Here is a 231-nt window from a genome sequence, read left to right on the forward strand (position 1 = left end):
CCGGCGCTGCCGATCGAGCAGTTGGCATTACTGGATGAAGCAGAGCACGAACAGATCGTCGAGCAGTGGAATGCCACCGCCGTCGACTACCCGCTGGACCGTTCGATCCAGCAACTGATCGAAGCCCAGGTGGACCGCGCGCCAGAGGCCGAGGCGCTGGTGTTCGGCGATACCCGCCTGAGCTACGCCCAGTTGGATGCCCGCGCCAACCAGCTGGCCCGTCACTTGATG

Annotated in this window: 1 protein-coding gene; it reads left to right on the forward strand. The window is 64.5% G+C overall.

Annotation, left to right across the window (positions count from 1 at the left end; genetic code table 11):
• On the forward strand, nt 1–231 hold a 231-nt coding region (locus tag E3U47_RS24835; protein ID WP_134694196.1), incomplete at both ends, for an AMP-binding protein.

Source organism: Pseudomonas sp. RIT623, assembly GCF_004519305.1.
In the GTDB taxonomy this organism is placed as follows: Bacteria; Pseudomonadota; Gammaproteobacteria; order Pseudomonadales; family Pseudomonadaceae; genus Aquipseudomonas.